At 69.1% G+C, this 23,974-nt stretch carries 27 protein-coding genes; 25 read left to right on the forward strand and 2 right to left on the reverse strand.

Annotation, left to right across the window (positions count from 1 at the left end):
* Positions 1-172 precede the first annotated feature (172 nt).
* The 24 genes from AB0E91_RS30920 to AB0E91_RS31035 all read left to right on the forward strand — a co-directional run bounded on the left by AB0E91_RS30920 (position 173) and on the right by AB0E91_RS31035 (position 21,415).
* Positions 173-607: a hypothetical protein gene (locus AB0E91_RS30920; RefSeq protein WP_359534924.1), complete on the forward strand. Its 435-nt coding sequence runs from the start codon at positions 173-175 to the stop codon at positions 605-607.
* Positions 600-2,330 carry a terminase gene (locus tag AB0E91_RS30925; RefSeq protein ID WP_359534923.1) on the forward strand — a complete coding sequence of 577 codons (1,731 nt, stop codon included), beginning with the start codon at positions 600-602 and terminating at the stop codon, positions 2,328-2,330. The genes AB0E91_RS30920 and AB0E91_RS30925 overlap by 8 nt, the downstream gene beginning before the upstream one ends.
* Positions 2,327-3,760 (forward strand): phage portal protein, encoded by a 1,434-nt coding sequence (locus AB0E91_RS30930; protein ID WP_359534922.1) that lies wholly within the window; start codon positions 2,327-2,329, stop codon positions 3,758-3,760. The genes AB0E91_RS30925 and AB0E91_RS30930 overlap by 4 nt, the downstream gene beginning before the upstream one ends.
* Positions 3,738-4,517 (forward strand): hypothetical protein, encoded by a 780-nt coding sequence (locus tag AB0E91_RS30935; RefSeq protein WP_359534920.1) that lies wholly within the window; start codon positions 3,738-3,740, stop codon positions 4,515-4,517. Before AB0E91_RS30930 ends, AB0E91_RS30935 begins: the two co-directional genes overlap by 23 nt.
* Positions 4,518-4,574: 57 nt before the next feature.
* Positions 4,575-5,168 carry a hypothetical protein gene (locus AB0E91_RS30940; protein ID WP_359534918.1) on the forward strand — a complete coding sequence of 198 codons (594 nt, stop codon included), beginning with the start codon at positions 4,575-4,577 and terminating at the stop codon, positions 5,166-5,168.
* A gap of 15 nt (positions 5,169-5,183) precedes the next feature.
* Positions 5,184-6,140, forward strand: coding sequence for a phage major capsid protein (locus AB0E91_RS30945; RefSeq protein WP_359534917.1), 957 nt, complete (start codon positions 5,184-5,186; stop codon positions 6,138-6,140).
* Positions 6,141-6,160: 20 nt separating this feature from the next.
* Entirely contained in the window at positions 6,161-7,144 is a 984-nt protein-coding gene (locus AB0E91_RS30950; RefSeq protein ID WP_359534915.1) for a glycosyltransferase family 4 protein, read from the forward strand.
* 9 nt (positions 7,145-7,153) lie between these two features.
* Positions 7,154-7,570, forward strand: a complete 417-nt coding sequence (locus AB0E91_RS30955) for a hypothetical protein (protein WP_359534914.1) — start codon at positions 7,154-7,156, stop codon at positions 7,568-7,570.
* Positions 7,571-7,940: 370 nt separating this feature from the next.
* Positions 7,941-8,270, forward strand: coding sequence for an HK97 gp10 family phage protein (locus AB0E91_RS30960; protein ID WP_359534911.1), 330 nt, complete (start codon positions 7,941-7,943; stop codon positions 8,268-8,270).
* Positions 8,263-8,661, forward strand: coding sequence for a hypothetical protein (locus AB0E91_RS30965; RefSeq protein ID WP_359534910.1), 399 nt, complete (start codon positions 8,263-8,265; stop codon positions 8,659-8,661). The genes AB0E91_RS30960 and AB0E91_RS30965 overlap by 8 nt, the downstream gene beginning before the upstream one ends.
* A 74-nt stretch (positions 8,662-8,735) precedes the next feature.
* Positions 8,736-9,323, forward strand: coding sequence for a phage tail protein (locus tag AB0E91_RS30970; RefSeq protein ID WP_359534908.1), 588 nt, complete (start codon positions 8,736-8,738; stop codon positions 9,321-9,323).
* A gap of 87 nt (positions 9,324-9,410) precedes the next feature.
* Positions 9,411-9,827, forward strand: a complete 417-nt coding sequence (locus AB0E91_RS30975) for a hypothetical protein (RefSeq protein WP_359534907.1) — start codon at positions 9,411-9,413, stop codon at positions 9,825-9,827.
* Between the two features lie 80 nt (positions 9,828-9,907).
* Positions 9,908-10,240: a hypothetical protein gene (locus tag AB0E91_RS30980; RefSeq protein ID WP_359534906.1), complete on the forward strand. Its 333-nt coding sequence runs from the start codon at positions 9,908-9,910 to the stop codon at positions 10,238-10,240.
* Between the two features lie 20 nt (positions 10,241-10,260).
* Positions 10,261-14,241 (forward strand): transglycosylase SLT domain-containing protein, encoded by a 3,981-nt coding sequence (locus tag AB0E91_RS30985; protein ID WP_359534905.1) that lies wholly within the window; start codon positions 10,261-10,263, stop codon positions 14,239-14,241.
* Positions 14,242-14,251: 10 nt separating this feature from the next.
* A complete protein-coding gene (locus tag AB0E91_RS30990; protein ID WP_359534904.1) occupies positions 14,252-16,486 on the forward strand; it encodes a hypothetical protein in 2,235 nt (744 codons plus the stop codon).
* Between the two features lie 3 nt (positions 16,487-16,489).
* Positions 16,490-17,581, forward strand: a complete 1,092-nt coding sequence (locus AB0E91_RS30995; protein WP_359534902.1) for a DUF5047 domain-containing protein — start codon at positions 16,490-16,492, stop codon at positions 17,579-17,581.
* Positions 17,578-18,243, forward strand: a complete 666-nt coding sequence (locus AB0E91_RS31000; protein ID WP_359534901.1) for a hypothetical protein — start codon at positions 17,578-17,580, stop codon at positions 18,241-18,243. The genes AB0E91_RS30995 and AB0E91_RS31000 overlap by 4 nt, the downstream gene beginning before the upstream one ends.
* A gap of 12 nt (positions 18,244-18,255) precedes the next feature.
* Positions 18,256-18,504 (forward strand): hypothetical protein, encoded by a 249-nt coding sequence (locus AB0E91_RS31005; protein ID WP_359534900.1) that lies wholly within the window; start codon positions 18,256-18,258, stop codon positions 18,502-18,504.
* Positions 18,504-19,112 carry a hypothetical protein gene (locus AB0E91_RS31010; protein WP_359534899.1) on the forward strand — a complete coding sequence of 203 codons (609 nt, stop codon included), beginning with the start codon at positions 18,504-18,506 and terminating at the stop codon, positions 19,110-19,112. Before AB0E91_RS31005 ends, AB0E91_RS31010 begins: the two co-directional genes overlap by 1 nt.
* Positions 19,113-19,179: 67 nt before the next feature.
* Positions 19,180-20,058 (forward strand): peptidoglycan recognition family protein, encoded by an 879-nt coding sequence (locus AB0E91_RS31015; RefSeq protein WP_359534898.1) that lies wholly within the window; start codon positions 19,180-19,182, stop codon positions 20,056-20,058.
* A 21-nt stretch (positions 20,059-20,079) separates the two neighbouring features.
* Complete coding sequence (locus AB0E91_RS31020; protein ID WP_359534897.1) at positions 20,080-20,436, forward strand: hypothetical protein; 357 nt, start codon at positions 20,080-20,082, stop codon at positions 20,434-20,436.
* A complete protein-coding gene (locus AB0E91_RS31025; RefSeq protein ID WP_359534896.1) occupies positions 20,436-20,879 on the forward strand; it encodes a hypothetical protein in 444 nt (147 codons plus the stop codon). Before AB0E91_RS31020 ends, AB0E91_RS31025 begins: the two co-directional genes overlap by 1 nt.
* Positions 20,876-21,235 (forward strand): hypothetical protein, encoded by a 360-nt coding sequence (locus AB0E91_RS31030; RefSeq protein ID WP_359534895.1) that lies wholly within the window; start codon positions 20,876-20,878, stop codon positions 21,233-21,235. Before AB0E91_RS31025 ends, AB0E91_RS31030 begins: the two co-directional genes overlap by 4 nt.
* Before the next feature lie 3 nt (positions 21,236-21,238).
* Positions 21,239-21,415 (forward strand): hypothetical protein, encoded by a 177-nt coding sequence (locus AB0E91_RS31035; RefSeq protein ID WP_359534894.1) that lies wholly within the window; start codon positions 21,239-21,241, stop codon positions 21,413-21,415.
* 55 nt (positions 21,416-21,470) lie between these two features.
* On the opposite strand, the gene AB0E91_RS31040 is transcribed toward AB0E91_RS31035, so the two are convergent.
* Positions 21,471-22,190 carry a hypothetical protein gene (locus AB0E91_RS31040; RefSeq protein WP_359534893.1) on the reverse strand — a complete coding sequence of 240 codons (720 nt, stop codon included), beginning with the start codon at positions 22,188-22,190 and terminating at the stop codon, positions 21,471-21,473.
* Between the two features lie 139 nt (positions 22,191-22,329).
* Positions 22,330-23,067, reverse strand: coding sequence for a hypothetical protein (locus AB0E91_RS31045; RefSeq protein WP_359534892.1), 738 nt, complete (start codon positions 23,065-23,067; stop codon positions 22,330-22,332).
* 291 nt (positions 23,068-23,358) lie between these two features.
* Between AB0E91_RS31045 and AB0E91_RS31050 the strand changes: the two genes are divergently transcribed.
* The gene (locus AB0E91_RS31050; protein WP_359534891.1) at positions 23,359-23,931 is read left to right on the forward strand and encodes a recombinase family protein; all 573 of its coding nucleotides are present in this window, start codon (positions 23,359-23,361) and stop codon (positions 23,929-23,931) included.
* The last annotated feature ends 43 nt before the right edge of the window (positions 23,932-23,974 follow it).

Genomic DNA, 23,974 nt, shown 5'->3' on the forward strand with positions numbered 1-23,974 from the left:
CCGCGATCTTCAGGGATCGGGGCCGTATAGCACCTGACTGTCTGTACGGGTTTCCTTGGACCCCGGCCCTTTCGATTACAGGCCGTGACCGCGCCCGCCCTGGAGGCGGCGCGGCCGGCGCATCGCATCTGCCCCGCGCGCCCTGGTGGCGTGCCTGACCCTGGAGGTCGTCATGGGCACTCGTGGACCCATACCGGAGCGCTCCGAAGCGCGTCGGCGGCGCAACAAGGACGACGGGCCGAAGCTGGTCCAGGCCGCGGCCGGGCAGCCGGCCGACCTGCCGGACCTGCCGGAGCCCGATCCGCTGTGGCATCCGATCGCCACCGACTGGTACCTGTCCCTGCGCGACTCTGGGCAGGCCGCCTTCTACGAGCCGTCGGACTGGGCGATGGCCCGGTACGCGGCGGAGCTGATGTCCCGGGGCCTCTCCTCGGACAAGCCGCCGAACGGGCAGTACGTCAGCGCGCTGGACAGCGTGATGGCCCGCCTTCTGACGACGGAGGGGGACCGGCGCCGGGCGCGGATCGAGTTGGAACGCAAGCCGGCCGGGCCGCAGCTGGCCGCGGTGAAGCCGTTGGACGCCTACCGTGACCTCGCGGGTGGCTGACGAGGACGCCCCCGAGGTCGTCGAGCCCTTCACGATCGGGCCCACGTGGAAGCGCGGCCCGGATGGGCGGTTCGTCCTGCCGGAGTACACGCTGGGCTGGCACTGCCTGGCCTGGACGGCGACCTACCTGCAGCACTACGTCGGCAAGGCGTGGCAGTACACCCCGGAGCAGGCTCGCCTGACCTTGTGGTGGTACGCCATGGACCCGGCGACGAACCGGTTCCTGTGGCGGGACGGGGTGCTGCAGCGGCTGAAGGGTTGGGGCAAGGACCCCGTCAAAGCGACGTGGGCGGCGTTCGAGTTCGTCGGCCCGTGCCGGTTCGGCGGGATTGCTGACGAGGGCAACGAGTGGGGGGTCCCGGCGGGACAGCCGCTCGGTGTGCAACATCCGGCGGCCTGGGTGCAGATCGCCGCGGTGTCGCAGGATCAGACGAGGAACACGATGACGCTGTTCCCGTCGATCCTGTCGAAGCGGGCGATCGAGGAGTACCGCATCGACCTCGGTAAAGAGATCATCTACGCCGACAAGGGCCGGGCCCGCATCGAGGCGGTCACGTCCTCGCCTCGTGCCCTGGAGGGCGGGCGGCCGACGTTCACCTCGATGGGGGAGACCCACCACTGGGTGGAGTCGAACGGCGGGCACGAGATGGCTGCGGTCATCGAGCGCAACGCCACCAAGTCGGCGGACGGGCAGGCGCGGACGCTGGCGGACACGAACGCCTTCGAGCCCGGCGAGGACTCGGTGGCGGAGCGGACCCGGGAGGCCTTCGAGTCGGCAGAGGCCGGCCGGGCGGCCGACACGGGCCTGTTCTACGACAGCCTGGAGGCTCCGGCCGAGGCGAAGCTGACCGAGGAGTGGATCGTGCCGACGCTGCGCGCGGTCCGCGGGGACTCGGTGTGGCTGGACATCGAGCGGTTGAAGGCGTCGATCCTCGACGTCCGCAACCCGCCGAGCCGTAGCCGCCGGTTCTGGTTCAACCAGATCGTGGCTGCGGAGGACGCGTTCCTGGCTCGCTACGAGTGGGACGCCAACCCGCACGAGGGCCTGAGCCTGGAGGAAGGCGACGAGCTGGTGCTGTTCTTCGACGGCTCTAAGTCGGACGACGCCACGGGCCTGGTCGGCTGCCGCCTGTCGGACGGCTTCGTGAAGACGCTGGGCGTGTGGCAGCGCCCGGCGAACTGGCCGGGTGACCGGCCGTGGCGGGTGCCGCGCGAGGAGGTGGACGGTGTCGTCGACCAGGTCTTCGCCCGCTACAAGCCTCTCGCGTTCTTCGCCGACCCGGGCGCAGGCCAGGATGACGCGGACGGCGAACGCTACTGGGACGGCTACATCGATGCCTGGGCGCAGCGGTACGGGAAGCGGTTGAAGCTGAAGGCGGTGGCGTCTGGGCCGCGGCAGCACGCGGTGATGTGGGACATGCGCGACGGACGGAACCAGCAGGTGTTCACGGAGGCCGTGGATCGCTTCTACCGGGATGTGCTGGAGCGGCAGGTGCCGCACGACGGGCACAAGCGCCTGCGGCAGCACATCGTCAACGCGCGCCGCCGGACGAATCGGTGGGGCTACACGATCGGCAAGGAGCACCGTGAGTCGGCCCGGAAGGTCGACCTGGCGGTGTGCGCGATCGGGGCGCGGATGCTGCGTCGCATGCTGATGAACTCTCCAGCTTGGGCGAAGCGCTCGCGGGCGCGCGGTAAGGGACGGGTGGTGGTGCTGCGGTGACTACTGCCATTCCTGACCTGCCGCTGCTGACGCTGTCGGACGATGAGCGGCAGCTGCTGACGGCATTGCGGACGGACCTTCTCGGCTGCCGATTCAGGCTGGAGTTGCTGGACGCGTACTTCAACGGCGAGCAGATCGTCCGCGACCTGGGCATCAGCATCCCGCCGCAGTTGCAGCGCCTGCATACGGTGATTGGCTGGCCACGGATCGGTGTGGAGTCGCTGGAGCAGCGCCTGGACCTGGAGGCGTTCCGCTGGGCGGACGGCTCGGACTCGTCCGATCTGGAGGAGATCGCCGAGTCGAACGACCTGTACGACGAGTCGAGCCTGGCTCACCTGGACGCGCTCACCTACGGCCGGGAGTACGTGGCGGTCGGGTCGGGCGAGGAGGGCGATCCGCCGCTCATCACGTTCGAGTCGCCGCTGGACATGACGATGTTCTGGGACGCCCGGCTGCGGATGGCGACGGCGGCCCTGCGGGAGTCCGTCGAGGACGGTGTGCGGATCGCGACGCTGTATCTGCAGGATCAGACGGTCTACGCGGCGGAGACCTCGGATGGCTGGGAGGTCTTCGACCGGGATCAGCACAATCTCGGCATGGTGCCGGTGCTGCGGATGGCGAACCGCCAACGCACCGCGGACCGGGTCGGCAAGAGCGAGATCACGCCCGAGGTCATGGCGATCACGGACGCGGCCTGCCGACGACTGATGGGCATCGAGGTGGCGGCGGAGTTCTTCGGCGCCCCGCAGCGCTACATCCTCGGCGCCTCCGAGAGCGCCTTCCAGGATGCCGAGGGCAATACGAAGGACGCCTGGGAGACGTACATCGGCCGGGTCCTGGCGCTGGAGCGGGACGAGGACGGGCAGGTGCCGACCGTTGGCGTCTTCCAGGCGCACGATCCGTCCGGGCAGACAAAGATCATCGACCTGTACGCGCGGATCATGGCATCGCAGCTCGGCGTGGCTCCGCACGTCCTCGGCTACACCAGCGACAACCCCGCATCGGCGGATGCCATCCGATACGCGGACAACACCCAGATCAAGAAGGCCGAGCGGCGGATCCGACGCTTCTCGGCGACGCACCGGGACGCGATGCGGCTGGCGCTGTGGTTCCGCGACGGCGAGCCGCCGCCGAAGGAACGCCGGATCGAGACGGTGTGGCGGAACCCTGCGACACCGACCCTCGCCGCCCAGGTGGACGCGGCGGCGAAGCTGGTACAGACAGGCATCCTGCCCGCTGACTCGGATGTGGTCCTGGAGATGGTGGGGCTGACCGAGGACCAGCGGCGCCGTGTCGCGATCGACCGGCGGCGTAGCGCAGGCGCTGCGGCCGGCGGCCAGCTGATGGAACGTCTGGCAGCGCTCGGTAACCAGAACGCCCAGCTGCCCACGGCGGCGGAGGTGACTGGTGGCGACGACGGTCTCGGATAGCGGTGACGCCGCGGCCCGGTACCGGGCTGCCCAGCTCGGCCTGACCCGGCTCCTCGTCCGGGACGTTCGCGGTCTACGCCGGCTGATCCTGCCCTCGCGGCTGAGGGAGTCGGTACCGGACTGGCTCACGGCGATGCACGCGATCGTCGAGCAGTACGCCCGGACCTCGTCGCATCTGGCCGCCGACTTCTACGACGCGCAGCGTGAAGCGGCCGGTGTACCGGGCGCCTTCACCGTGCCGGTCACCGAGCCGCCGCCGCAGGAGCAGACGGAGGCGTCACTGCGGTGGGCGACGAAGGATCTGTGGCCGCGGGACCCGGATGACCCGCAGACCACGGACGCGCAGCGACAGCCGATGGATGTGCGGCTGGCGCAGGCGGAGACGAAGGCCGAGCAGGTGGCGCAGAAGCTCGTTGCCGACACGGGCCGGGGCACCGTCCAGGAGGCGGTGCGGCAGGACCGGCAGGCGACGGCATGGGCGCGCTCGGCGGCCTTGGGCGCGTGCGCATTCTGCAAGCTCCTAGCCGCTCGCGGCGCGGTGTACAAGCAGGACACGGCAGATTTCCGGGCGCACGACGGCTGCCACTGCGGCGTGGTCCCGGTGTTCAGGGGGCAGCGGTTCGAGCTGTCTCCGCACGCGCGTGAGTGGGAGCGGCTCTACCGCGAGTACGCCGCGCCGCACTCCGGCGACCAGCTCAGGCGGTTCCGTCTTGCGCTGGCCGAGCACGACAGCAATCCGCTGCCGGGCTCGAACTGACCCACCCCTGGCCGTCCTGGAGGCGGCCTTTCTCAGCCCCTGGAGGGCCACTTCATCATGCCCGAGAACGAGGAGACCCCCGAGGTCGAGCAGGAGACGCAGCACCCTGGAGCCGCCCCGGAGGCGGAGCAGAAGCCGGCAGACCCGTGGGCCGACCCGGACGCCGCGCGCAAGGAGATCGAGAGGCTGCGTCGGGAGGCGGCCAAGTACCGCACGAAGGCCAGCGACCTCGAACCTCTGGCGCAGAAGGCCCGCGAACTGGAGGACGCACAGAAGTCCGAGCAGGAGCGGCTCACCGAGCAGCTCACCGCGGCGCAGGAGCGCATTCGGTCCGTGCAGCAGCGGGCCGTGCGCGCTGAGGTGCGGGCTCTGGCGGCGGCCGAGTTCGCCGACCCGGACGACGCCCACGCCTTCCTCGACCTGGACAGCTTCGTCAGCGACGACGGCGACATCGACACGGACGGCATCCGTGACGGCCTGGCCGAACTGCTGAAGCGCAAGCCGCACCTGGCCAAGCAGGTCGACAACTCCCCCCGCGCGCCCCGCTCGGACCGCACCCAGGGCTCCTCGGGCAACGGCAATCGATCCACTTCCGAACCCGGCGCCGTCTTCGACGCCTTCATGAAGGGCGCCCTCGCTCGGGGGCGCTGAGAGAGGTAGCCCTCCATGGCTCACACCAATCCCATCAAGCTGTCGGACGTCGACCCGACATTCCTCCCGCCCACCCTGGTGGGCCCCATCTTCGAGAAGTCCGTCGAGCAGTCGGCCGTCATGTCGCTGGCCCGTCGGGTGCCGCTGTCGATGTCCGCGAACACCGCGGTGCCCGTGCCGCTCGACGTGCCCACGGCGGACTGGGTGGACCAGGCCGGCCGCAAGCCGCTGTCCACGGGCGGCGTCGACATCAAGCAGATGAGCGGCAAGAAGATCGCCGTCCTCATCCCGGTCGCGATGGAGGTCGTCGAGTCCAACGCGGCCGGCCTGTGGACGCAGCTGCAGAACGACCTGCCGACCGCCTTCTCGCGGGCGTTCGACCGGGCCACGATCCACGGCCGCACCATGAAGGGCGCCACCGGCCCCTTCGCCGACTACCTGGCGATGACCACCAAGGAGGTCGTCCTCGGCACGACCGGCCAGTCCACGGGCGGCATCTGGACCGACCTGGTCAACGGCATGGAAGAGATCATCGACGACGACTGGGACTACACCGGGACCGTCGCCGACAACCGGCTCAAGCCGAAGCTGCTGAAGGCCACCGACACCACCGGCCAGCCCATCTTCGTCGACACCACCCAGCCGGGCACCGGCGCGGCACTGGCCGGCACGTTGGTCGGCGAACCGGTCGCCTACTCGCGCAGCGTCTCCGGGAAGGTGCGCCGGCAGTCCACGTCGGTCGACTCCGGCCTGCGGGCGATCGGCGGCGACTGGTCTCAGGCCGCCTACGGCGTCGGCATGGACATCTCCGTCAAGATCAGCCGCGAGGCGACGTACATCGACGAGGACGGCGGCGTGCACTCCGCGTTCCAGGAGAACCTGGTGCTGCTCCTCGCCGAGGCGTACTACGGGTTCGTCCTCGGCGACCCGGAGGCGTTCGTGCGGTACGTCGCGACCGCCGGGGCCTCGTGACGGCAGGTGCGGGCCGGGCGATGCGCGTCATCGCCCGGCTGCACGGCTACCCGCCCCGGCACAACGCGGGCGCCGAGTGGATGGTCCACTCGATGCTGCGGGCGCTCGTTGCGCGTGGTCACGAAGTGCAGGTGTGGCTGTCCCGGTACTCCGGTGGCGGCCAGTCCTACGACCTGGACGGCGTGCACGTGGTGCCGCTCCAGGCCCGCCTGGACTTCGCTACGGCCGTCCGCACGGCAGACGTGCTCGTCAGCCACCTGGAGAACGTGCCGTCCACGTCAGCACTGGCCCGTGGCTACGGGAAGCCGGTGGTGGCGATCTGCCACAACACACACCGGACGACATTCCGCGACGCGGCCTCTGGGGGCGTGGCGCTCGCGATTCTCAACAGCCAGTGGATGGCCCGCGAGGCAGAGCTGTTCTACGCCGAGTACCCGAAGGCCATCCGGCCGGACCGGACGCTGATCGTGCGGCCCCCGGTGTTCGCCGACGAGTACCGCACCAAGCCGGGCCGGAAGGTCACGCTCGTCAACTGCAACAAGGAGAAGGGCGGTCAGGTCTTGGAGACGCTGGCCCGCCGCATGCCGGACACCGAGTTCCTCGCGGTGGCGGGCGCCTACGGCGAGCAGATCCTCCCGGACCTGCCGAACGTCGAGGTGCTCCAGCAGGTGCCCGGCAGCCTGATGCGGGAGACGGTGTACGCCAGGACCCGCGTCCTGCTGATGCCGTCGGTCTACGAGTCGTGGGGTCGGGCCGGCGTCGAGGCGCTCGCCTCGGGCATCCCGGTCGTGGCTCACCCGACGCCCGGACTCTGCGAGTCGCTTGGCGAGGCGGGGATCTTTGTTAACCGAACCGACGTGGACGGGTACGAGGCAGTCCTGCGGAAGCTCCTGCAGTCTGCGGAGTATCGGCTGGCGTCGAAGCGGGCCAAGGCCCGGTCGGCGGAGCTGGATCCCACCAGCGAGCTGGCCGCATGGTGTGACGCGGTGGAGGCCCTGGCCTAGGAGGTGGCAATGGCGTTCGTACCGCCGACAGCCGAGCAGCTCGGACTCTACCTGGACCTGTCCGAGATCAACGGAGACCGGGCCCACCTGCTGATCCAGCAGGCGATCGCCCTGTGCGAGACGGTGGTCAAGCCACTACCGGACCAGGCCACAGCAGTTGTGCTGTCGGTGGCCGGCCGCAGCTACGTCAACCCGCAGGCCGTCAGCTACGAGACGATCGGCCCGATGTCGGTGCAGCGCCCGCAGGGATCTGGCGGCCTGTACCTGACGAAGGCCGACAAGACGGCGCTCAAGGCTCTGGCCGGCCGCGGTGGCGCGTTCACTGTCGATCCGACCCCGGACACTGCCGACCCGTCGGTTACCTACCCGGTCGACGACGGCTATGGGCCCCCGCTGGAGTGGGAGCCCGGCTGGGGGTACATCTGATGCCCGGTCCGTATCCGCTCGGGGAGACGGTGCGGATTTTGCGCACTGGCGCCTCGCCGGGCCGGGACGACCGGGGGCACCCGCTGCCCGGCCCGGACGAGTCCTTCGATGTGCCGGGCTGCGTCGTCACCCCGCGCTCCGAGGCACCCGCGGTGGGTGGGGCTGAGCAGCAGGGCCGGGACACGGTCATCGTCGGGTGGACCGTGTACGCCCCAGCCGGCACGGTGCTGCGAACCACCGATCGGGTGCGGATCCGAGGCGTGGTTTGCGACATCACGGGTGAGCCTGGGGACTGGGGCCGTTCCCCGTTCACCGGGACCCGCGGCCCGGTGCAGTTCGCTGCGGACCGGGTGACTGGCTAGGAGGGTGTATGCCTGCGCGGTTCAAGATGAAGCGCAAGGGTGTCGGGCAAATGCTGCGGATGCCGGGCATGCGGGCGGAGATGCTGCGCCGGGCCGAACTCATCAAGTCGGTGGCGGTGGCGATCTCTCCCGTCTACGAGAAGGGGCCCACGGCCGGCCAGTACAAGGCGTCGTGGGAGACCGCGAGCACCACGCGGGGCGGCCGGAACCGGGACCGGGCGGTGGCTTACGTCCGTAACACGTCGTACTACGCCCGCTGGGTGGAGTACGGCACGGAGAAGGTCCGCGCCCACCATGTACTCCTTCGGGCAGCTCAGGTGGGTGGCGTCAATGGCTGACGACGTTGGATCGGTGGACGTCGAGCTGGAACTCATTCGGCGTGCGACGGCGCGCTTCCCTTCCGCAGTGGTGCGCGACGAGCTCGACAACGCACTCGGTGACGAACTGCCGACGATCCAGATCCAAGTAGTCGGCGGAGGTGATGACGGGATCCGCCTGGACCGTGTCCTCGTCGACATCGACGTCTACCACTCGACCCGGGCCGCCGCGATCGCACTGGCCGCCGAGGTACGCGCCTGGGTGCTGGGGGAGCTGCGCAGCTCGGTCAGCGTCACGGCTGTCATCGGCCGGACAGGGACGATCTCCCGTCCGGCTGTGCGTCCCTACGAGAACACTCGGCTCCGCCGCGTCGGGGCAACCTACGAGATCTACTGTCACCCGGTCTCCTGACCGGCTGGGCCCGCGCCGGACCCTGTTATCCGACCCCGCCTGCCGCGGGGTCTTCGCATGTCTGGAGACCCTTCATGGTCAACATCACCCGCGCGGCGGACCTTCTGGAGGTCGGCGCGAACGGTGCCGGCTGGGTGGCCCCTCTCGGGACCTCGTCGCCCGGCGATCCGGCGATCCAGCCGACCGCGCCGTGGTCGCCGCTCGGCGCGATCAGCGACGACGGCCTGGTGCAAGGCTTCAACGAGGACTCGCAGTCGTTCACTCCGTGGGGCCTGACCGCTCCGATCCGCACCGCCATCACCTCGTCGCTGCGCACCTTCGGGCTGACGGCGTGGGAGACGGGCCGCACCACCGTGCAGTCGCTGCAGTACCGCGTCGACTCTGCCGACCTCGTTCCGACGGCCGGACTCACCACCTTCGCGGAGACCGCGAGTCCGAGCCCGGACCGGCGCGCGTGGTGGTTCATCGTCCTCGACGGCGACAACTTCCAGCGCGGCTTCTACGTGCCCGAGGGCGAGATCACCGAGCGCTCCGACGTCACCCACAAACAAGACGAAATCGCGGGCTTCGAGTGGACGATCACCGCCTACCCGGACAGCGCCGGCAACACGGTGTACCACTTCGACCGCATCCCGGAGACCGAGAACTACACCGGGTCCTGAGCCGGTGGACGGGCCGCCACCCTGGCGCGGGCCCGGCCCGTCCACCTCACACCCCTGCCCGCGCCCTGAACGAAGGAGGCCCGCGCCGTGGCCAACACGCGTACCACCACCAGCCGGAAACCCCGCACCGCCGCCCGAGCGGCATCCCGCCCGCCCCGGTCGTCCGCAGCGCAGACGCCGGACGAGCCCGACCTCACTGAGGCCGAAGCCCAGGAGATCGAGGCCGAAGGTCACTACGTCACCGCCGAGCTGTGCGGCGAGGAGGTCCAGGTCGTCCCGGCAACGGTATGGCGATCGTCCTGGCAGCGCATGCTGCAGCAGGGCAACCTCGACGGGTTCGCCGAGAAGGTGCTGCACCCGGACGATTTCGAGCTGTACCTGGAGCTCGACCCGACGATCGCCGACTTCCTCGACTTCGCGAGGACCGCGGCGGAGGCCGCGGGTGAGAGCCTGGGAAACTCCGGTGGACCCGCGCCGTCGTCGAGGCGCACGCGGAGGCGGTAGAGGCCGACCTGCTGCGCTACTACAACGGCGTCGACCTCCTCGACGTTCACCGCGGTGAGATGTCGTGGCGGCGCCTTCGCGTGCTGATCGAACACCTCCCGCCGGAGTCGGCGACCTGGACTGCGCTGCGTAACGCCTTGCCCGAGGACCAACTGGCAGAGCAGGCGGCCAACGGCGAGCCGGAAAAGGCCCGCTGGTCGAACCTGGAGCAGCTCGTCGCAACGGTCGCCGATCGGGTAGCTCGCGTCGAACACACCCTCATCTGTGTCAACACGGACAAAAAGGCGAAGCGGCCGGACCCGCCTGAGCCGATCCGCCGCCCAGGCGTCCGACCGCCGAAGCGGAAGAAGGCGCAGCTCACGGAGACGTCTGCCGCCCGGCTGTTCCAACTGCTGCAAGGGGGCGCCGCCTAGGCGCTGGAAGGAGGCTTCCAGTGCCTGCCATCTCCGTCGGTTCCGTAGAAGTCGACGTCCTGCCCAACGCCACGGGCGTGCGCCGTCGCATGCAGCAGCAGCTGCTGCCTGCCGCTGATTCGGTCGGTGACGAGCTCGGCCGTGTCCTCGGCCGCTACGTGACGAGCCACCTGGCTCGCGCCGTGGTGCAGGGCGTTACGCGTGGCGGGCAGCAGGCGCAGGTCCAGGCAGGACGGCAGGGCGCGCAGACCGGGTCGACGTTCGCTCGCTCGCTCAAGAGCCGCCTCGAAGCGGCGATGGCGAGCATGCCGGAGATCCGGCTGCGAGCCGACTCGTCGGACGCGGAACGAGAACTGCACCAGATCCGCGCGCAGATGCAGGCACTGCGTGACGTCCGGATCGGCATCGACGTCAGCGAGGCGGACGCCGTCGCGGCCATGGACCGCCTGCGGGAGCGACTGGCACGGCTCTCTGCGTCCTCTGCGAACGTGGCCGTGCGGGTGGACGCGGGGGCCGCGGCGGCACAGCTCGCCGCGTTCCAGGCGGAGATCAACCGGCTGGACGGCCAGTCGGTGGATATCGACGTCGACACGCACGCGGCGACCGCCAACCTGGGCGGCCTGGCCGCGGCAGTCATCGCTCTCGGCCCGGCGATCCTCCCGGTCCTGCCGGTGATCGCTGCCGGCCTCGGCGCGATCGCTGCCGCGGCCACGGCTGCTGCGGCTGGCGTCGGTGGGATCGCACTGGTGGCTGTACCCGCGTTCAAACAGATGGCCACCGTGATGCAGGCGCAGAAGGCTGCGCAGGATGCCGCCACGAACGCTTCTTTCCGGGGCGGCCAGGCGGCGTCGCAAGCCGCATCCCGGTCGCTGCAGCAGGCGTCTGCGGCGCAGGCTCTGGCTACTGCCGAGCGAAACGGCGCCCGCCAGGTGGCTCAGGCCCAGGCGCAGGTGAAGCAGGCCCGGCAGGCTGCCGCGGATGCGGCGGCACAGGCCGCGCAGCGCAACGCCGAGGCGGCCCGCCGCGTGCAGGACGCCGAGCGATCCCTCGCGGACGCGCAGACGGCAGCGAAGCAGGCTCAGCTCGACCTGACCGCAGCTCGCAAGCAGGCCGGCCAGGAGCTGGAAGACCTCAATAACAGGCTCGCCGATGCCCAGCTGTCGCAGCGGGATGCGGAGATCCAGCTGAAGGAAGCGGCGGCCCAGCGGGACGCTGTCCTGAAGAACGCTAAGTCCACCGACTTGGACAAGCAGAAGGCGCTGCTGGCCTACGACCAGGCCGTGCAGCGGCTCAAGGAGCAGACCACCGAGACGGGCCGGCTGAAGCAGGAGACGGACGCCGCGAACAAGGCGGGCGTCAAGGGCACCGACACCTACAAGCAGGCTCAAGACCGGCTGGCGCAGGCCCAGCGGGGCGTCGCGGATCAGCAGCAGGCCGTCAAGGACGCACAGGCGGAGGCTGCCCGGACACAGGTGGAAACCGCCAAACAGGTGGCCGAGGCACAACAGCGGGTGTCGGAGGCGACCGCGAACGTCGCGGTCGCCCAGCAGAGCGCCGCGGACGCCGTCGCGTCGGCGCAGCGACAGGTCGCGTCGGCGTCACTGTCGGCGGCCGGCGGCGTAGACCAGGCGGCCATCGCCCAGGGCAAGTACCAGCAGGAGCTAGCGAAGCTCACGCCGGCCGCGCGAGACACCTTCGACGCGTTCCTCGACCTCAAATCAGCGTTCGGAGACTGGTCGAAGAGCTTGCAACCTGCCGTGATGCCGATCTTCACCAGGGCTCTGGTCGGCTTGCGGGACATGCTGCCCACCCTGACGCCGTTCGTGACGCAGGCCGCGGACGCCATCAAGGGCCTTCAGGACCGTGCGTCCGCCAACCTGAAGAAGCCGTTCTGGCAGGGCTTCAAGAAGGACTTGCAGCAGAACGTGAAGCCGGCCATCACCGGGCTGGGCGTCGCTTTCGGCAACGTGATCACCGGCATGGCCGGTGTCATCGACGCCTTCCTGCCGCACATGGACGGCATCAGTGGCCATCTGCAGACCATCACCGGCCGATTCGCGGACTGGGGCAAAGGACTGAAGGGGAGTCCGGAGTTCGAGCGGTTCCTGTCGTACTCGTCGGAGCACGGCCCCCTCATCGCCGACACCCTGGGCAAGATCGCGGATGCGGTCCTGTCGATCGGCTCTGCCCTGACCCCGGTCTCCGGTCCTCTGCTGCAGGTGATCGGCGCGCTAGCGCAGAGCGTGGGCTGGCTGGCCACCAACGCACCTGAACTCGTGGTTGCCATCTACGGGCTGTTCCTCGCGACGAAGCTGTGGGCCCTGTGGCAACTGGCCGTCAATGCGGCCATGACCGCCTTCAACCTGGTCATGAGTTTGGGCCCGTGGGGCTGGATCGTCCTCGCCATTGTCGGCGTGGCCCTGGCCATCATGGAACTCTGGAAGCACTGCGCCTGGTTCCGGGACGCCATCAAGACCGCCTGGGACGCCATCGAAAGTGCAGCCCAAACGGTCATTGACTGGTTCTCGGGGCCGTTCGTCGACTTCTTCACGAAGACGATCCCGAACACCTTCCAGACGGTCATCGACTGGGTCAAGGGGCACTGGCCGTGGATCCTCGGCGCCTTGACCGGTCCGATCGGGCTGGCCGTCGTAGGAATCATCAAGCACTGGGACTCCATCAGGCAGGGCATCTCGGACGCATGGGGGGCGATCAAGAAGAACACGCTCTACCCGATCCGGGACTTCTTCACCAAGACCATCCCCGGCTGGGCAGACACGCTCGGCACCGCGGTCGCGGGCGCGTTCAACGTGATGAGCGACGACATCAAGACCGCCTGGGACAAGATCAAGGGCGCGACGAAGGCGCCGATCAACTTCGTGATCGGCACGGTGTGGAACGACGGCATCGTCAAGGTGTGGGACAAGGTCACCGGCTGGATTCCCGGGGTCCCTGAGCTGCACGAGCTGCCGAAGCTCGCCCAGGGCGGGATGCTCCCGGTGCAACCGGGCGTCTTCAACCGGCCTACGGCGATCGTGGGCGAGGGCCGGCCGCAGCACCCCGAGTTCGTCATCCCCACCGACCCCCGCTACCGCTCGCGGGCGCTGGCCCTGTGGGAGGCCGCAGGCGGTCAGCTCATGGCGGACGGCGGCATCCTCGGCGGTCTCAGGAGCTTCGGCGGGAAGATCGGCAGTGTCTTCTCGTCGGCGACGTCGTTCCTCAAGGACCCCGGCAAGGCGCTCACCAGCCTCATCGGCAAGCTGGCCAAGCCGCTCGACAAGATCAAGGGCACGGTGTGGGGCAAGATGGCCTGGTCCATGCCCCAGCTCATGCTGAAGGGCCTGAAGGGCCTGGTGTCCTTCGGCGGCGGCGACAGCGGCGGCCCGATCGGCGGCATCATCCCCACGGGCCACCGACTGGCCATCCTCAAGCAGGCGCTTGCTGCAGCGCACGTTCCGCCGCCTGGCCTCATGTCCCAGTGGCTGGCCGGCCTGAACACCCTGATCCAGAGGGAGTCGGGCTGGAACCCGCGAGCCATCAACCGGACGGACATCAATGCCCGGCACGGGATCCCCTCCCAGGGCCTGGCCCAGACGATCCCGCCGACCTGGGCGCACTTCGTGCCGAAGGCGCTGCGGTCCCGCGGCATCCTCGACCCGGTGGCGAACGTGTCGGCAGCCATCCGCTACATCGTGTCCCGATACGGCACCATCACCAACGTGCAGCAGGCGAACGCCACCCTGCCGCCCAAGGGCTACGACTCCGGCGGCTGGATGCCTCCTGGCATGAACCTCATGTACAACGGCCTCGGCCAGCCGGAGGCAGTGCTCACCCCGTCGCAGTTCTCCGACCTGCATGGAGCCGCCGTGCGCGGGGCGGACAGCCCGCAGCAGCCGGTCGTCGTCGAGTTGCACACGCGTGAGGGTGAGCTCGGCCAGTTCATCGACGTGCGTATCCAGGATCACCAGCAGCAGCTGGTGCAGGTGCTCAACGCGAGCTGAGGGAGGTTTTATGGCGATCCCCGGGAACTTCCTCAGCGCGGCCACATCGTCGATGGACCCGGTGGTGACGGGCTGGACACCCCAGCTGAACTGCACCATCAGCAAGGGCACCGGCGGCCGGGTCGGCGACGGCTGCCTGGCGGTAAAGAGCACGGCGGCCGGAGAGATGCAGGCCCGGATCGTCGGGTCCGTTCTCGTGACCGCCGGCACCGTGTACTACACGTTCGCCGACGCCAGCGGGACGGTGCCGGAACGGATCGGTATCCGTTGGCTCGACAAGGCCGGTACCGTGCTGGGCACCACGTGGTCGCTGTCGACGATGACTGCGTCCTCGTCCTGGCACCGGGTCAGTGTGGCCGGACAGGCCCCGGCCGGCACCACGCGAGCCCAGGTCATTCTGTCGTCCACCCCGGCCGCCGCCAACGTCTACCACTACTACGAGAACGTGTTCTTCGGCCTCCCGATGAGGCAGTACGGCAACTTGTTCGCCTTCAACGTCGAATCTACCGAGATCGACGCCTCGGGGTGGGTGGCTGAGGTCAACGCGACCATCAGCAGGCAGGTCCCCGTCTCCACCTGGCCCGCGAACTACTACACAGCCGGCGGCCACATGCTCGCCATGACGGTGACCGCAGCCGGCAATGCGGCGATGACCACGGTGGACCGCCCATCGGTGACACCGGGCGCCGAGTACATGGCCTACTGCTACCTGTCGCCGCCGGTGCTGTCGTCGCAGGCGTGGATCGAGCTGCGCTTCTACGACGTCAACGGCAATCAGATCCAGGCGACCAGGGCGTATCTCGCGCCGCCCGGGGCGGGCGGGTTCTACCGGCAAAGGGTGTCCGCGAACGCACCGACCACCGCCGCGACTTCGGCCGTGGCGGTTGGCCTGGACGGAGCGGCAGCCGGGCAGGTGCTCCGGGTCGATCAGCTGGTGATGTTCCAGCCCGTCCCGCTCGTCAGCGGGTCGATCATCCCGCACATCAGCGCCAACTTCGAGCAGGACACCGGCAGCTGGACGGTGCCGTCCGGAGTGGCCACCCTTGCCCGCTCCACGCCGTGGGGCAGCGCCGCCTACTTCGGCAGCTACAGCCTGGCGGTGTCCTCGTCCACGGCGACCGCGTCGACGATCCGCTCACCGAAGGCCGGTGCGCCGAAGGCTCCGGGCCTTAACTGGCGAGCCCAGATCATGGCCAAGGTCGGTGCGGGCTCGTGGTCGACGGTCACGGTGAAGATTCGCTGGTACGACGCGGTGGGCGGAGATCTCGGGGTCAGCACCGGGACCGCATACTCGCTGCCGTCTGGGAGCTGGTATCAGCTGATCACGGACGCGGTGGCTCCGGCCGGTACTGCGCAGGCCGCGATCGAGGTGATAGCTGCGGCTTCCGCGTCCTCGTCGGTGATGTATGTGGACGCGGCAGCGCTGTGGCAGGTGCTGCCGCAGACCGCGGTGAAGGCTTTCGACGCAGACGGCTACATCGAGCTGACGCTTCGCGAGTTGCCGGTCGGTGACCTGATCTCCGTGTACCGAGTGGGCGGCGACGGTTCCCGCACTCTGGTCCGCGGCAGCGACGGACTCATCGACCAGGACTCCATTCTTTCCGATGCGATGGTCATCGAAGATCACGAAGCACCGCTCAACACCACGGTGTCCTACTTCATCGAGATCTACTCGGCGCCCGGCACGCTGGCGTCGACGAGGTCATCGACGACCGTGGCGCTGACGCTCTCCGATGCCAACACCTGCTGGCTGAAGGACCCTGGCAACCCGCAGCGGAACGTACTCGTGATGGTGTCTAAGGCCCCGGACTGGCAGCGCCCCATCGAGCAGTCCAGCTTCGTAGTTCGTGGCCGGCGAAACAAGGTAGTCCTGTCCGGACAGCGGCAGGGCCTGGAGGGCGACCTCGCCATCTGGACCAGGAGCGACGAGGAACGTAAGGCTCTCCACCTGCTGCTCGACAGCGGCAACGTCCTCCTCTGGCAGGCGGCGCCGGGGCTGGGTGTGGACGACATGTACGTCAACGTCGCCCAGGTCACCGAATCAAGGGTCGGCGGGCCGGCACAGGAACCGTGGCGTGACTGGACGCTGCCCCTCACGGAAGCCGACATGCCGATCACGACCGGCATCAACGGCGCCCGCGGCCGGACCTGGCAGGACATCCTCACCGAGTTCGCTACCTGGCAGGACGTCCTCGATACATACGCCACCTGGGAGGACGTGTTGCTCGACCGGCGAAAGAGGTGAACTGTGTACCCCGTCTCTGACCGGTTCCTGGCCCGGCTCGCCGAGTCCCACCGGGTCGCCACCCAGGTCCAGCTGCTGCTGACCGACGGCCGCGTGATTGAGCTGGACCACACCGGCGGCAGCGTCACCGTGGACCGGTCGCAGGCCATCCGTCGCACCTGCACGGTCACCGTCGCTGATCCGAGTCTGATCCCGCGTACCCCGTCGGATCAGCTCGCCACCTACGGCGCCCGACTGCTGGTATCCCGCGGCGTCGACTACGGCGACGACAGCAGCGAACTGGTGCCGCTCGGCGTGTTCCGGCTCGACAGCGTCGACGGCGACATCACCGACGGGCCCGTCACCTTGCAGGGCAAGGGCCTGGAAGCGGTCGTCGCCGACGACAAGTTCACCGCCCCGTACAAGGCCACAGGCACGGTGGTCGGCGCGGTGACCGCCCTGATCCAGCGCAGCATCCCCACGGCTGACGTCGTAAGCCGCATCACCGACGCTCCGATCGGCTCCCGCACCTTCGACGTCGAGGCGGACCCGTGGGCGGGCGTGCAAGAGATCGCCGCAGCGGCCGGCGCCGAGGTGTACGCCAACGCGGACGGAACGTTCGTCATCGGCGCGCTGCCCGATCTGTCCACCACCACCCCGGTGTGGTCGGTCGAGGCCACCGAGGGCGGCGTGTATGTCTCCGGCCGCCGCGCCATGAGCAGTGACAACGTCTACAACGGCGTGCTGGCCCGCGGCGAGAACACGGCCGACAACGCCCCACCCGTCTCCTACCTGGCTGTCGACAGCGACCCGAGCTCGCCGACGTACTGGGGCGGCCCGTTCGGGCGACGGCCGATGTTCTACTCGTCGAGCACGCTGACCACAACGAACGCGTGCGCTGCTGCCGCGAACCTGAAGCTGGCGGCGGCCAAGGCGCCGAACGCGACCGGCGACTTCAGCTCTCTGCCGAACCCCGCACTTGAGCCGGGCGACGTCATCCGTGTCACCCACCCGGACGGCACCCGAGAACTCCACCAGGTCGCCTCCTTCAGCGTGCCGCTCGACGAGGGAGGCGACTTCCCCATCGCCACGATCAGCGCCAAGGAGGACGCGTGAAGTCCCCGCACGCCGTCCATCGCGACCTCAAATGGGCCCTGCAGCAGGCATCCCAGCGTGCGGGGGAGCGGGCTCCGTCAGTCCGCGGCGCCGACTGGCGGCTGGCCATCGTCACCGCGGTCGCCGGGGACGGCAGCCTCACTGCCGACGGCATCACCGCCCGCTGCATGGACGGCTACCAGGGCGCGGCCGTCGGTGACATCGCCGTCCTCACGCAATCCAGCAGCGGCAACTGGCTCGCCATGGGGCGCCTGTCGACGGGCCTTGACACCGGCTGGGTCAAGCCCACCCTCGTCTCGGGGTTCTCACACAACGGGAACTCGAACGGTGACGTGCAGTACCGCGTCGTCGTGGTCGCCGGCACCCGGATGATGCAGTGGCGCGGCGGCATCGGCATCACCTACACGTCCAACACCATCCCGAACAGCGGCAACGTGCTCTCGTCGCCGCTCGGCGCCTCGCTGCGACCCCCTGTCCGCCGCTCCGTCACCGCGGCCTGCTCCGCGGCGAGCTCGTCATCCCTCTCAGTGAAGATCGACTTTCAGGCGGACGGCACCGTACAGATCGTCGGCACCACCACAGCCGGTACCGACACCTACTCCACACCGATCATTCGACCGCCCTGGGTGTCCCTTAACAACATCCAGTATTCACTCGACTAGCCAGGAGCCCAGATGGCGAGCAACTTCCCCCCCGGAACCGTCTTCACCACCACCGCTGTGCGCTCCACGGAGGGCGGAGACGCCTACGGACAGATCAGCTTCGTCTACGACCCCGGCGAGTATCCGGAGTTCCAGACGGTCAGCGCATCGGATATCGCCGCAGCCCTCCGCGACCTGTTCACCAGCCGCGGCTACACCTTCGACCAGTTCACCGCGCCCGTCACCACCAGCTCAGCGCTCGACTGGCCGCAGGAGGGCTGATGCCGGTACCGGACGACTACGGGCAAGGCATCCAGATCGCTTCCCTCACGGACGCGCCCGACGCTGAAAAGCTCGCCAAGGAGATAGCCAACGGCCTCGCCCAACGCGGCGTCATGTCCTTCGCGTCCGCCTCCGCCCGCGGAGCCACTTTGTCCCCGCCGACCGAGGGCATGCTCACCTGGATCCGGGATGCCGACCGTCTCGACTTGTACGACGGCTCCGCCTGGGTGACCGTGTCCGTTGGCAGCCGGACCTGGACCACGGTCCCGCTGGCCTCGGGCTGGACCCAGAACGGAAACAGCCAGGGAACCTTCCAGTACAGGATCGTGAACTTCGCCGGCGAGGACACGATCATGTTCCGGGGCGGCATCGGCCGAACCTCCTACGGGCCGCTCCCGGACTACTACCAGCTCAACACGACCCAACTCCCGGCCAGCGCTCGGCCCAGCACACTGCGGACCATCACCGTCCCCTGCTCGGACATCAACAGCGAGCGCATCACCCTCAAGCTGGACGTCACCACCGACGGCTGGCTCCGGCTCTACGGCATCCAAGCGCGCGTCCTCCCGCCGTGGGTCGGTTTCAACGGCACCTTCGCCAGCCTCTAACCACCGCACCACCACTCGCCCGCGCCCCGGAACTGGGCGCCGCTGGCATGCCCAGAAAGGGACCTGCATGGCCACACCGATGACCTCCGCCCAGGTCGTCGCCCAGCTGAAGGAGTGGGGCCTCCACTACGTGGAGATCCCCGGCTGGGCCACCCACAACCGCAACAGCAAGGGCGCCTGGGGAGGCGTCAACGGCTTCATCTGGCACCACACCGGTGTTGACGTCAAGGACGGCCGGGCCTACGCCGGCAGCACCCTGTACAACGGGCTGTCGGACCTGCCCGGCCCGCTCTGCCACTTCAGCATCGGCACCGACGGCACCGTCTACCTGGTCGGCTGGGGCCGCGCGAACCACGCCGGCGGCGGCGACCCGGCCGTCCTCCAGCACGTCATCAACGAGGACTACACCGGCCAGCTGAAGCCGACCCGCGGCAACAGCAACGGCGTCGACGGCAACGCACACTTCTACGGCGTCGAGATCCAGTACAGCGGCAGCCACAAGATGACGGACGCCCAGTACAAGGCCGCCCTCAAGCTGTCGGCGGCCATCTTGGACTTCCACGGCTGGTCGGAGAAGTCCGTCATCGCGCACGGCGAGTGGTCCTCCGACAAGTGGGACCCCGGCTACGCCCCCAACAAGATCATGGCCATGCCCGCAGTGCGCGCCGACGTCGCCGCCACTCTCGCCGCCGGCCCCGGCATCAAGACCGCCCCGCCGCAGACGCCCACGAAGGACGACATGCCAACCGCCAAGGAGATCGCCGACGCCGTCTGGCAGCGCCCGATCGAGAACCAGTTCCGCAAGGACTCCGCCGGCAAGCCCCGCAAGGTCGCCGCTCAGGACTACCTGGAGTACGGCGACGCCCACTACGACGAGCTGAGCGCGAAGCTCGACACCGTCATCAACCTCCTCAACCGGCTCATCGCGTCGAACGTCCAGAGCTGACCCGACCAGAACGGAACCGTCATGAAGATCTTCGGCAGAGAACCGGTCATCGTTTTGAACTGCCTGTCGGCGGTGCTCGGCCTCATCGTGGCGCTCGGCTTCACCGGGCTGACCGCGGACCAGGCCGGCGCGATCGTTGCCGCGGTGTCCGCGATCCTCGGCGGTATCGCCGCCGCGATGACGAGGCCGGTCGCTCCGCAGGCGTTCACCGCGATCGTCGCTGCAGGAGCGACCGCCGTCGCCGCGTTCGGCTACGACGTCAGCCAGGCCACCATCGGCGCCATCAACACGCTCGTGCTCGCCGGACTCACCCTGCTGACCCGCGCGCAGGTGACACCGTCCAGCCCCACCGCGCCCACCGGCCCGACGGCGGTCTGATGCCCTGCCGGGCGGCCCGGTGGCTGCGTCACGCGCTGGGCCGCCGCGGCGCCTTCCTCCTCATCCTCGGCACGGGCAAGACCTGCTGGGGCATCGGCATGCTCGTCATCCCGCAGCCCAACCCTGAAGGGCTGCGTCTCCTCACCTCGCTGTGCCCCCTCAGCCACTGGGCCTGGCTGTGGATCATCTGCGGCCTCATCACCGCCAGCAGCGCCCTCCTCCGCGTGGGTCGCGACCGCTGGGGCTTCGTGGCCGCCCTCGTACCCCCCACCGTGTGGGCTGTCGCCTACACGTCCGCTGTCGTCACCGGCGAGTTCTCCCGCGGGGGCTTCCTCGCCGTCTGGTATCTCACCTCGCATGTCGGGGTCATCATGTGGGCGGCAACGGTGCCCGAATACTCGGTCCCCCACCCGCGGCCTGCCCGGAGAGGCAAGAGCCCGTGAACTGGCTGGCGGGGATTGTGGCCGTGCTCGGCACGGCAGGCGCGGTGGTGGCCGGCGCTTTCGCGGCACGAGCGACCACACGCGCGGCGGCTGCTACAGCGGAGGCCACGCGGGCGGCAGCGCTGGCGCAGGCCGAACCGAACCAGCGCGCCGAGGACCGGGCCGCGTTCGACGCCATCAAGCAGGAGCTGCGCGAGGAACTGACCTCCACGAAGCAGGAGATCGTGCGCGTGCGCGGCGTCCTCTACTCCCTGTCCCGGTGGGCGCTGTCGTTGCGGGACCAGGTGTTGGAGCTGGGCGGCACCCCGGAGCAGACCCCCGACGACGTGGAGACGTACTACCGAACTGGAGTGTGAACTGTGCCCGAACCGCCCCGCCCGGTGCAGCCCCGACCACAGCCCGGCGCCGCCGACCTGACGGCGCTCATCGCCCTCGGCGAGGAGGAACCGCCGCCCATCCCGCAGCCGGCCACCAACCCGTTCCAGGAACCGCAGTACCCCGACGGCGCCTGGGCCGACGGCACCGACCCCGCATGACAGCGCCCCCGCCACCGCCCATCACGGGCGACGGCGGGGGCCTCTCGCCGTGCTGCTAGTAGTCGCCCTCCATACCCTTCTTCAGCGCAGCCAGCTCGGGCCCGTTGTCCTTAGCGGGGACCTTCCACTTGAACGTCGCGCCAGCCCCGTCGGTGTACGCCAGCGTCCCGCCGCGCTGCGCCTCCGTCAGATCGAACGCGACCGTGCCCCACTGCCAGGTCCCGGCCTTCACCATGCCGCCGCCCGTGAAACCGTTCGGCGTGATGCTGGACGCGTCATTCTCACCTTCAGCCAGCGCCTGCCCATCGGGGGCGATCCACTGCCAGCCGCCACCCTCGATCATCGCGGACTCTGTTGCGGCCTTCTCGCCGGTCGCCTTGTCCCGCACCGTGATGATCGCGTACACGCCGTTCGCCGCCGTGTTGCCCATCGCCGTCTTCTGGTAGACAACCGTCGTCGGGGTGACCTCCAGGTCACCGCCGCCCGGCTGGCCACCAACGGGTGTCATAGCGCCAACCGTCTGGGCCGGCTTGCCCCATGCCAGTTCCTTCGTTTCCGCCGCAGCGTCCCCGTCGGTGCCCGCACCGCCGGAGCAGTGCTTCATCCAGTCGGTCTGGCTAAGCGACGTGTCGTCGCAGTTCACTTTCGGGCTCGCCGACTTGCTGGCGGACGACTTCGGTGCTGCCGCCGGCTTCGTGCTGTCCTCGCCGCCTCCACAGGCAGTGAGTGCGGCTAGGAGCAGGGCGGCAGTGGCTGCCGCGGCGCGTGTGCGCATGAGTCCCCCCAGGGTTGCTGGACGGAACACGGTATGCCACATGTGGTTGCAGAGTGAAGCTGTTGCCGGGCTGTGACGAGAGAACGCCCCGCCCCTCGCCGCGTACAGCGGTGGGGAGCGGGGGCGCTTCTTCGTATGGTCAGCGGCGGCCGTCGCGGATCTGGTAGATGCGAGCGCGGGACAAGCCGGCCGCGTTGGCGATGGCGATGACGGAGTGTCCGGCGGCGAGAGCTTTGCGGATCGCCTCGTCCCTGGCTTCCTCCGCCTGGCCGATGCGGCTAGCAGCCACGGCGATGCGCGACAGGTCGTCGGTGGCCGGGCGGACGGGGAGCGGCTCGGTGACGCGCCACAGGGAGTCGGCATACCCGGCGATGATGCGGTCCCGGTCGGCGATGGTCTCCCATCCGTTCCTGTGCAGCCAGTCGAGGGCGGCGCGCTTCACGGCGGGGTGCGTGAGGCCGCCGGGGTATTCGCCGAGGTCGCCGAAGGTGGTGTAGGGGGCCGTGTCGAGCATGGTCTCGGGGTCCTGGTCGAGGGCTGCCTCGGCGGTCAGGTCGCGGACCATGATGCTCACCGCGTCGTGGTGGTCGTAGACGGTGGCCACGAAGGGGGACAACGCGGTCTGGCTAAGCGCGTTGGCGGTGGCGACGACGTCGACGAGTTCCGACGTGTTGCTCGGGTCGGGGGCGCCGAGGACGTCGGCGAGGATCTGCCACTGGTCGTCGAGGGGGGTGCCGTCGTCGTCGGTGTCGATGTCGCAGGCCCCGATGTAGGCGATCAGTTCGTCGCGGGTGAGCTGCTGGTCGTTGGCGAGGTCGATGCTGCTGACGCGTCCGTGGAAGAGGTCTTCGATCTGCTCGGCGGTGATGGCGGTCATGGCGGGCTCCCCCTCTCGGCGCCACCTTGTGTAGCGCGCTACACATAGACTCTCGTCTCTCGCGGTGAATGTCAAGCGCGCTACACAGTCTCGATAACATGCCATACGCCAGGGCCCCGCTCCTCCATGGAGTGGGGCCCTTCGTCGTGCACGGCCCCATCTGGGGGGCGTCGAGAAACGAGTGTCTGTCGACGGGTGCGCGCTCAACTCCGTTGCTGCAGGGCAGAAGTGACGATAACTCGTGTCATGAACTATGTAGCGATATGGGTTAGCAAGCGCTACAGTGAGGTCATGAGAATCGGATACGGCCGCGTCTCCACGCGCGACCAGAACCCAGACGCGCAGGAGGACGCCCTCAAGGCCGCCGAGTGCGATCAGATCTTCGTCGACAAGGCGTCCGGCAAGCTCGCCTCCCGACCCGAACTCGACAAGGCCCTCATCGCCGCACGCGAGGGCGACGAGTTCGTCATCACCAAGCTCGACCGGCTCGGCCGCTCCCTGAAGAACCTCATCGAGCTCTCCGAGCAACTGAATGAGCGTGGCATCAACCTGATCGTGCTCAATCAGAAGATCGACACCAGCACCCCGCAGGGGCGGATGTTCTTCCACATCCTGGGAGCGGTCGCCGAGTTCGAGCGGGAGCTCACCGCCGAGCGGACCCGGGACGGCCTCGCCGCTGCGCGGGCGCGCGGCCGAGTCGGCGGCAGGAAGCAGGCTCTCAAGCCGCGCCAGGTGAAGCTCGCACAGGAGATGTACGACGAGCTGGGCGACGACGGGAAGCGCAAGCACACCGTGCAGGACATCGCCGACGAACTCGGCGTCGCCCGCACCACCATCTACCGTTACTTGAACAGGGGGAAGTGATGCACTTCCGGTACGACCCCGACGAATGGCGGCCCGAGTTGCC

Origin of the sequence: Streptomyces sp. NPDC026659, assembly GCF_040638245.1 — a bacterium.
In the GTDB taxonomy this organism is placed as follows: domain Bacteria; phylum Actinomycetota; class Actinomycetes; order Streptomycetales; family Streptomycetaceae; genus Streptomyces.

Coding starts and splice junctions, on each gene's coding strand:
- AB0E91_RS31010 (WP_359534899.1), top strand. CDS start 18,504: ATGCCGGTACCGGACGACTACGGGCAAGGCATCCAGATCGCTTCCCTC.
- AB0E91_RS31045 (WP_359534892.1), bottom strand. CDS start 23,067: ATGACCGCCATCACCGCCGAGCAGATCGAAGACCTCTTCCACGGACGC.
- AB0E91_RS30970 (WP_359534908.1), top strand. CDS start 8,736: ATGGTCAACATCACCCGCGCGGCGGACCTTCTGGAGGTCGGCGCGAAC.
- AB0E91_RS30960 (WP_359534911.1), top strand. CDS start 7,941: ATGCCTGCGCGGTTCAAGATGAAGCGCAAGGGTGTCGGGCAAATGCTG.
- AB0E91_RS30950 (WP_359534915.1), top strand. CDS start 6,161: ATGCGCGTCATCGCCCGGCTGCACGGCTACCCGCCCCGGCACAACGCG.
- AB0E91_RS31015 (WP_359534898.1), top strand. CDS start 19,180: ATGGCCACACCGATGACCTCCGCCCAGGTCGTCGCCCAGCTGAAGGAG.
- AB0E91_RS30945 (WP_359534917.1), top strand. CDS start 5,184: ATGGCTCACACCAATCCCATCAAGCTGTCGGACGTCGACCCGACATTC.
- AB0E91_RS30920 (WP_359534924.1), top strand. CDS start 173: ATGGGCACTCGTGGACCCATACCGGAGCGCTCCGAAGCGCGTCGGCGG.
- AB0E91_RS31050 (WP_359534891.1), top strand. CDS start 23,359: ATGAGAATCGGATACGGCCGCGTCTCCACGCGCGACCAGAACCCAGAC.
- AB0E91_RS31005 (WP_359534900.1), top strand. CDS start 18,256: ATGGCGAGCAACTTCCCCCCCGGAACCGTCTTCACCACCACCGCTGTG.
- AB0E91_RS30990 (WP_359534904.1), top strand. CDS start 14,252: ATGGCGATCCCCGGGAACTTCCTCAGCGCGGCCACATCGTCGATGGAC.
- AB0E91_RS30955 (WP_359534914.1), top strand. CDS start 7,154: ATGGCGTTCGTACCGCCGACAGCCGAGCAGCTCGGACTCTACCTGGAC.
- AB0E91_RS30965 (WP_359534910.1), top strand. CDS start 8,263: ATGGCTGACGACGTTGGATCGGTGGACGTCGAGCTGGAACTCATTCGG.
- AB0E91_RS30940 (WP_359534918.1), top strand. CDS start 4,575: ATGCCCGAGAACGAGGAGACCCCCGAGGTCGAGCAGGAGACGCAGCAC.
- AB0E91_RS31040 (WP_359534893.1), bottom strand. CDS start 22,190: ATGCGCACACGCGCCGCGGCAGCCACTGCCGCCCTGCTCCTAGCCGCA.
- AB0E91_RS31025 (WP_359534896.1), top strand. CDS start 20,436: ATGCCCTGCCGGGCGGCCCGGTGGCTGCGTCACGCGCTGGGCCGCCGC.
- AB0E91_RS31020 (WP_359534897.1), top strand. CDS start 20,080: ATGAAGATCTTCGGCAGAGAACCGGTCATCGTTTTGAACTGCCTGTCG.